We start from the raw sequence: 8687 nt of genomic DNA on the forward strand, positions 1-8687 counted from the left end.
GGACGAAATTAGACTCTATTCTTGGACGATATTAAACCAACGCAACAAAGCGCACAAACTATATTTTAAGAAGACAAACAAAATAGTGGCTAAAGTCTCATAAACTAAGCAATACATTCATATTTACAAGAAAATTAGCTTTTGAAGGGGGTGAATACGATACCTCTGGTCGTCCGATCAACATTAAACGCAACCGGCGCCATTACATTTACGGGGAATACGCTGGGTCTCAGCCGCTCAGATGTTGCTGGAACCCCTGGTACTTCCGATAGTATAGGCGCTTTCAGCACTACGAATACAGCAGCTCGGTACGGCACGTACCCGCTTGGAACGACGAGCAACTATTTGGAAAATAGTTCTGCCGCCGCTCTCGTTCTCCCCACTGGAAGCACTGTTCTTTATGCAGAACTTATTTGGGGCGGCACTTATGTCAATGGAACCGTTAATCTAACCGCAGCCATTAACAATCCCGTTACATTCATTACACCGCTTGGAACCTCAAGCATCACTCCTGACGCAGCAACAAGCAATACGTTCGATTTTGGGGGAGGCGCACTTGGCTATACTCGTTCAGCCAATGTCACCTCGCTTGTGCTGGCGGCAGGCGCGGGGACCTATATAACAGGCGGCGTAGTCGGAACGATTGTTATTCCCGGCGATTCAACTGCTAACCATGCTGGCTGGACCCTCGCCGTCATTTTTCAGAATCCTTCACTTCCGTTTCGCAACATGTCGCTGCGGGTTGGAGCTATTTTGGTTCAAAGCACTTCGGCAGCGGTCAATACGACAATAACCGGGTTTGCCACGCCGATCTCGGGAGCCTTAGGCGGCAGGGCCTTGTTTAGCGCTCAGGAAGGAGATGCAAACCGAACAGGCGATCAAGCGTTGTTCGGCCCGACGGCAGCTAGCTTGGTAGCTCTATCTGGCACGAACAATTTCGCGAACAATTTTTTCGCCTCACAAATTAACAATGATTCCGGCGCATTAAACACAACCGGAACTTTCGGGGACCGCAATCAAACAAATGGTACACCCGGCACGAACATCATTGGCGGTCGACAGGGCTGGGATATTACGAATGTTGATATTTCCGCTAGGCTGACGAACAACCAGAGCTCAGCCGTTTTGTCGCTTACAACATCTGGTGATGCTTATGTATTAAACGCAAATGCCATCCAAGTCAATATTAATGCGCCCGTTATCAATGTAACGCTAAGCGAGAATGCAACAGGACCTACCATCGGCGACATCATCACCTTTACGGTCACGGTCAGCAACTCAGGGACAGCAAACGCAGCCAGTATCGTCTTAACCGATACATTGCCTGCTGGCGTTACGTTCGTACCAGGCAGCGTCGTTGTTGGCGGCGTCTCGAAACCGACATTCGACATAAGAACCGGAGCGCCGCTAGGCTCATTAAACCTGGCAACCTCCATCACCGTTACCTATCAAGCTACCGTAACCTCCTTGCCAACCACCGCTCAGCTTTCAAGCACAGCTAATGCCGCCTTTACGTTTCAAAGCATAGCAGGCGGTCCCAATATTACAGGCGTTATTCCTTCAAATACTGTCACTATACCTGTTTATGCCCCTAATTTATCTATTGTAAAAAGTGCGAACACGCAGAACGCAACGGTTGGTGATCAAGTAGTCTACACACTGCTCGTAGCGAATGCCGGCAGTTCAGCAGCCATTGTCACTCTGACAGACAACATACCTGCGGGAACATCATTTATACCGAATAGCTTCCGTGTCAACGGAGTCGTTGTAGCAGGTGCGAATCCATCTGCGGGAGTAGCCATTGGAACGATTGCAGCTGGGGGATCATCGACGGTCACGTTTCAAGTGCAAGTAAATGTTTTGCCTTCGCCACCTCAGCTTGTGAATCAGGGATCAGCCACCTATACGTATCAACTACCTGATGGAAGAATCTTTCCCGGCTCATTAGCTTCCAACACGATAACGGTTCCTGTTAGACTTCCAAATGTAGTGGTCACGAAGAGCGCTAACTTAACCGACATCGCTGTAGGTGAAACATTAACCTATACCTTAGTCGTCACGAACAGCGGCATCGAATCCGTCACCAATGTCACATTGGGAGACACCATTCCTGTTGGAGCGGAATTCACCTCTGGAAGCGTAATTGTAGCTGGCGTATCCAAACCAACAGCAAATCCCGCGAGCGGCATCAGTTTAGGAACCATTGCGTCAAGCAGCTCTGTCACCGTTACTTTTGCAATTCGCGCGACTGCTATTCCTAGCTCAGGTACATTTGTTAATCAGGCTTCGGTATCCTACAGCTCTGGCGTTTTCACAGGTCTCTCACTATCTGGCAGCGTGACAACGCCTGTATATCAACCCATCATCAGCATTACAAAAAACGGTACGCCTACGAACGCTACTGTTGGAGGAACAATAACCTATTCATTCAGCGTAAAAAACAGTGGGAATATTGCTGCCCAAGTGACCTTAACGGATAATATCCCAACCGGCTCATCCTTTGTGCCAAACAGTGTCACCGTTAATGGAACAGCACTTCCCGGCAGCAGTCCCGTTACAGGCATTTCACTTGGAGCTATGCCTCCTTCCGGCGTATCAAGCGTCTCATTTCAAATCTTGTTAAGCTCGCTTCCGTCGCCGCCAACTTTAGTCAATCAAGCCTCAGGCTTATATACCTATCAGTTGCCTAGCGGCAGAAGCTTAAGTGGGAGCAGCAGCTCCAATACGATCACGCTCACTGCCCAAGCACCAAATGTCACAATTACCAAAGCTGTCAACGCTACCGCAGCTGCTGTAGGTGACATTTTGACATTTACGATTGTAGCTGTAAATAACAGTGTCGTACCTGTTACAAATGTCAACATCTCCGACACGTTGACTAGCAGCGCAGCTTTCATTGCAGGAAGCGCAACAATTAACGGGATCGCAACAGCTGCAAACCCGAATGTCGGCATTTCTATCGGCACCATTAATCCATCTGCCAGCGTTACTATCGTATTTCAGGCACAGGTAACATCGCTGCCCGATCCCGCTGTCATATCTAATCGCGCGGCCATCAGCTATACATCAGGTTCATTTACAGCATCTTCGTTATCCGAAACGATTCAAATTCCGGTGTACCAGCCCATCATATCTATTGTTAAGCTTGCAAGCACTCAAAATGCAACGATAGGCGACACTTATACTTATACATTAAGAGTCCAAAACAGCGGCAATATTGGCGCTACAGTAAACGTAACGGATAATATCCCAGCCGGCGCTGTTTTCGATACAAACAGCGTGCTCATAAATTCAGTACCCTTTCCCGGATTAAATCCTGTAACAGGGATACCCATCGGAAATGTACTGCCTGGGAGCATGACAGAAATCAGCTTTGTCGTGACGGTTGCAACACTGCCTTCACCTCAATTTCTCGTCAACCAAGCAGGTGCAACCTACAATTACTCACTGCCGGACGGTCGTCAATTAAATGGTGCATCGGCTTCTAATACCGTCTCAATACCTGTGTCACTGCCCAACGTAACTTTAGTGAAATCTGCAGCACCTACTTCCGTCGTTGTGGGCGATACCTTCACCTATACCTCCATTGTAACCAACAACGGTATTGCTCCTGTTAACCATGTCGTAGTTAACGATCCTTTAGCCGATAATATTGCCTTTATTAGCAATAGTGTGTTCATTAACGGCACTCCCCGGGCGGATTCAGCTCCATCCACCGGTATCCCAATCGGTACCCTCGCCCCTGGCGGTTCGGCTACCGTAACTTTTGAGGTGAGAGTAACGATGGCAGTCCCAACGCAAATAACGAATCAATCAACCGTAAGTTTTACATCAGGTGCATTCTCAGCTTCATCCTCGTCTAATACGACAACAACTCCTGTAACTCAGCCGCAAATATCTTTGCAATTAAGCGCGAATACAAGCAATGCTACGCTTGGAGACACCGTTACCTATACCGTTCTAGTAAGCAATACTGGGAATCTTGCAGGAATACTCACGTTAACGGATGCACTTCCTACTGGAACAACGTTTGCGCCAAACAGCGTCGTCGTTGGCGGCGTTCCGCATCCTGGAGAATCGCCTGTAACCGGCATTAGCGTGGGAAGCGTTTTGCCTGGTGTACCGATAACCGTCACCTATTCGACAGTAATTACAACACTTCCAAACCCGCAGGTCCTTGTGAATCAAGCCATAGGAGCTTATACATTTACACCGCCAGATGGCAGGCTTCTGAATGGCTCCACACAATCAAACGTATTGTCTGTTCCCGTTTCTGCACCTAACGTTGCGGTCGTCAAAAGCACAACGACGGTCGATGTTGCGCTTGGAGACATCATTACTTATTCAGTTGTCGTAACAAACAGCGGCATTGAATCGATCAATAATGTTGTACTTACAGATCCTGTACCGGACGGAGCAACATACGTTGCCGGCAGCTTGACGATAAATGGCAATCCTGCGCCTGGTGTGCCTGCATCGGGAATTGCCCTTGGATTAATCCCTTCATCCAATACGGTAACCGTGTCGTTCAAGCTCAGCGTTACTTCTATTCCAGTCTCCGGGCAAATCGGAAACCAAGCAAATATTACCTTTACATCCGGTGTATTCTCGGGCATGACGATGTCCAACGTCGTTAATACCCCTGTCTATCAGCCCGTAATCTCACTCATTAAAAGTGCAAATTCTATTAACGCCACACTTGGGGACACCGTCAGCTACCGAATCGACGTCAGCAATACAGGAAATTATGCTGGGAATGTAATATTGACTGACAATATCCCGCTCGGTGCAATCTTTGAGCCCAACAGTGTTCTAGTGGGAGGGCAGCCTCAGCCAGGTGCCGACCCTGTAACAGGCATCAACATTGGCGCTGTTGCTCCTAATGCAACCGTGTCCATTACCTTCTCTGTCATCATCGATTCCCTGCCGAATCCGCAGCAGCTTTCAAACCAAGCTCTTGCAAGCTTTGCATTTGTTCTGCCAAGCGGACGCCCGCTTAGCGGCAGCGCAAGCTCCAACACCGTCGTAATTTCTGTATCTGCACCTAATGTCAGTGTTGTCAAAAGCACAACTTCAACAGCCGTAGCAATTGGCGATATCGTCACCTATTCTATAAACATTCTCAATAGCGGCATCGAAGCGGTAAATAATATTATTTTTACAGACCCATTGCCGGTCGGAAGTGCTTTAGTTCCAGGCAGCGTATTGGTAGACGGGGTGCCAAGACCAACGGCCAATCCCGCAACCGGTGTAGCTATAGGGACGATCGTACAAGGCAATACCGTTGTAGTATCCTTCAACGTATCCGTCATTTCTTTACCCGCTTCTGGACAGCTTAGCAATCGTTCATCTGTCAGCTTTACATCAGGTGTATTCTCGGGCGTCACTTTCTCGAACACAGTAATCATTCCTGTCTATCAGCCGATACTAAGAGGAACCAAAAGTGGAAACACCAGCAATGCGACGATTGGCGACACCGTTGTCTATACGATTGCAATTCAAAATACCGGAAATTATCCCGGTATCGTTACCTTAACGGATACGATTCCAGCTGGCACAAGTCTTGTCCAGAACAGCGTCATCGTTAATGGCCAGCTCGTGCCAGGTGCAGATCCGGCAGCAGGAATATCGCTTGGCAGCGTCACAACTACGGCAAATGTCACTTTTTCGGTAGTCATCAATGCGCTTCCGCAAAATCAGCAGCTTGTGAACCAAGCGTCCGCAACCTACAGCTTCTCGCTGCCAGACGGCCGCACCTTAGGCGGCTCATTCATTACAAACGCCTTGTCCATTCCTGTATCTGCACCTAATGTTGCCGTTGTAAAGAGCACCACTGTTACCGATGCGGTCGTAGGAGACACGATAACCTATCGAATTGCGATTACGAACAACGGGATTGAGAATATCAATAATGTGCTGGTAGTCGATCCCTTGTCCCCTGGATCATCCTTTCAGGCAGGAAGCGTCTTAATCGATGGTGTTTCTAAACCAGCAGCTAACCCGTCCCTTGGCATCTTAGTCGGGTTGATCGCGCCTAGCGTTACCGTGTTGGTTGATTTCAGCGTACTAATAGCGTCGCTTTCAGATTCCGGCACGCTCAGCAATAGAGCTACCGTAAGCTTTACTTCGGGTGCTTTTTCAGGAAATACATTTTCCAATACGCTCGTTACACCGATTTATCAGCCAATTCTTGCACTTGGCAAATCTGCCGATACCGCAAATGCGACTGTCGGAGACACAGTAACTTATTCACTAACCATCACGAATACGGGCAATATTGCCGTGCAGGCTTCCGTATTCGATACGATTCCAACTGGTGCCGCCTTTGTTCCAAATAGTGTACTAATCAATGGTGTTCCGCAGCCTGGCGCTAATCCGGCGACTGGTGTTCCCGTTGGCACCGTCTCGCCTGGCGCATCCGTTAGCATCCTGATTTCACTGCAGGTAACCGTAGATGCACTTCCTTCACCGCAGCTGCTCGTGAACCAAGCAACAGCCAACTTCTCCTACGTACCGCCGGATGGCCGTGTGCTGACCGGAACTATTTTATCGAATGTATTGTCCATTCCTGTGTCTTCTCCAAATGTGTCTGTCGTGAAGAGCGCATCTTCCGTTGATGCTGTTGTAGGCGATACCATTACCTATACCATAACGGTGTCCAACAATGGCATTGAATCCGTCAATAACGTCATACTCATCGACCCTACCCCAGCAGGCACAACGTTTACGGCAGGCAGTGTCACTGTAGATGGTTCACCGCGGCCAACAGCTAATCCCAATAATGGCATTACCATTGGCACCATTGCTGCTGGAGGCAGCTCAACGGTTAGATTCAATGTGCTGGTTGTTACACTATGAGCCCGCTTCCTGGCGGTAATCCAATGGTTCAAAATCAATCGCTTGTTCAGTTTGCCTCAGGAAGCGCAGAGCTGGTGACCTACTCCAACACGGTCAATACCGCATTAATAGGGACTCGTATCGTACTCGAGAAAAAAGCCTATGAAAGCGAGGTTTCTCTTGGCAGTACGATAACCTACAATATCACGGCGACAAACACAGGAAACACAGCCGGCAGCGTCATACTTACCGACAAGCTGCCGGAAGGAACTTCATTTGTCGCAAACAGCGTAATTTTGAACGGTACACCCATGCCTGGCGCTAACCCAAGCAACGGTATTGCAATTGGAGATATGATGCCGCAAACGCAAGCTCAAATCATATTTCAACTCATTGTCGTTTCCATTCCAAGCAGCCTTCAGCTAGTTAACCAAGCGCAGGCAGATGCCGAATTTCGAACAGCAGAAGGGCGAATTGTCACGAGTATTACCAACTCGAACACGCTCGTTACACCTGTTAATGAGGTATCGCTATCTGCTCGACTTAACGCAAGCACCGAACAAACCTTTGTCTCAGAGCATGTAACCTATGAACTTACGATTGTTAATGACGGCAATCTTAGTCTCCGAGAGGCAGTCGCTTCCTTCGATCTGCCTCTCGGCATCCTTTTTGTGCCCGGCAGCGTGACAATCAATGCAGTTATTTCACCAAGCGCTGATCCGAATGCAGGTATCCCGTTCGGCACTATTAGACCACAATCAACCATCGTTATCACCTATCGCGCGCAAACGACGGAGGATGCAGCCTCTACATCTATCAGCAAAGCGATCGTTCGTTATCAAGTTTCCGGCACGCCGGATTATACGCATTCAAATGAGGTCGCCGTTATCCTTATCCAGCCCGAGATCAGCGTTAATAAGCAAGTAGATCAGCTTGTTGCTGTCCCAGGTGATGTCTTGCATTACTCGATCTACATTGATAATGCCAGTAATGTTGCCGTTGATGCCGTGATGGATGACGCTTTGCCTGCTGGTACAGTCTTTGTACCAAATAGCCTGAAGTTAAATAACCATTCGATGCCAGGCGTGTTTATTGAAGATGGCATTAATCTCGGTACGCTGCTCGGGCAATCACAAAACATGATAACCTTTGATGCCCAAATCCCTTTACAACTTGCCACTGTTGCACCATTAACGAACACTGCATCGGTTGTCTACACTTTTCGGCTCTCAGATGGAAGAGTAGTTAGCAATTCCGCGATCTCAAATACTGCAATAACAGAAGTGGCTGCTCCTATCATTCAGCTTACAGCAAAGATCACTCCGCCTATTGTGGAGTATGGCGATACAATAACCATCGTTTCAACGCTTATGAATAATGGAAACTTGCCAGCTTTCGTTTCATTTACAAGCGAGTTTCCATTTGGCGTGGATTTATTGCCAAAAACGTTCCGTGTGGATGGAGCTCGACTTAGCCCCATTGATTATGACGGCACTCAAACATGGCAGCTTGGGAATGTACTACCCAGAGCAACACTTGAAATCATTTATTCTGCTATCGTTACTGACGCAATCGTTTCTGATGAAATCGCAGGTTATGTCAAAGCGAAATTTTCCTATGAGGTAAGCGGGCAAAGCTACACTGGCGAGACCCTATCCAATTCATTAGTCGTTGCTGTGATTGGGGATGACGAGTGAAACAAAGAAACAAATAAGGGGCTGTCTCAAAAGTCATTTTGCGATTTTTTGAGCACTACTTAGAACTTATTTTCATCGAGAAAAAGGACCTCAAGCTCCACTATACAGTGGAATTTGAAGTCCTTTCATTTGAAAACGGGGATGTTTCCCTGA

2 protein-coding genes are annotated in these 8687 nt (G+C 48.0%); both read left to right on the top strand.

From position 1 onward, the window contains the following. Nucleotides 1-150 precede the first annotated feature (150 nt). Complete coding sequence (locus AB4Z45_RS20195; protein ID WP_441911132.1) at nucleotides 151-6858, top strand: DUF7507 domain-containing protein; 6708 nt, start codon at nucleotides 151-153, stop codon at nucleotides 6856-6858. Nucleotides 6859-6881: 23 nt separating this feature from the next. After that, nucleotides 6882-8534: a hypothetical protein gene (locus tag AB4Z45_RS20200; RefSeq protein ID WP_441911134.1), complete on the top strand. Its 1653-nt coding sequence runs from the start codon at nucleotides 6882-6884 to the stop codon at nucleotides 8532-8534. Nucleotides 8535-8687 lie beyond the last annotated feature (153 nt).

The organism is Paenibacillus sp. MCAF9 (genome assembly GCF_052114265.1).
Classification (GTDB): domain Bacteria; phylum Bacillota; class Bacilli; order Paenibacillales; family Paenibacillaceae; genus Pristimantibacillus.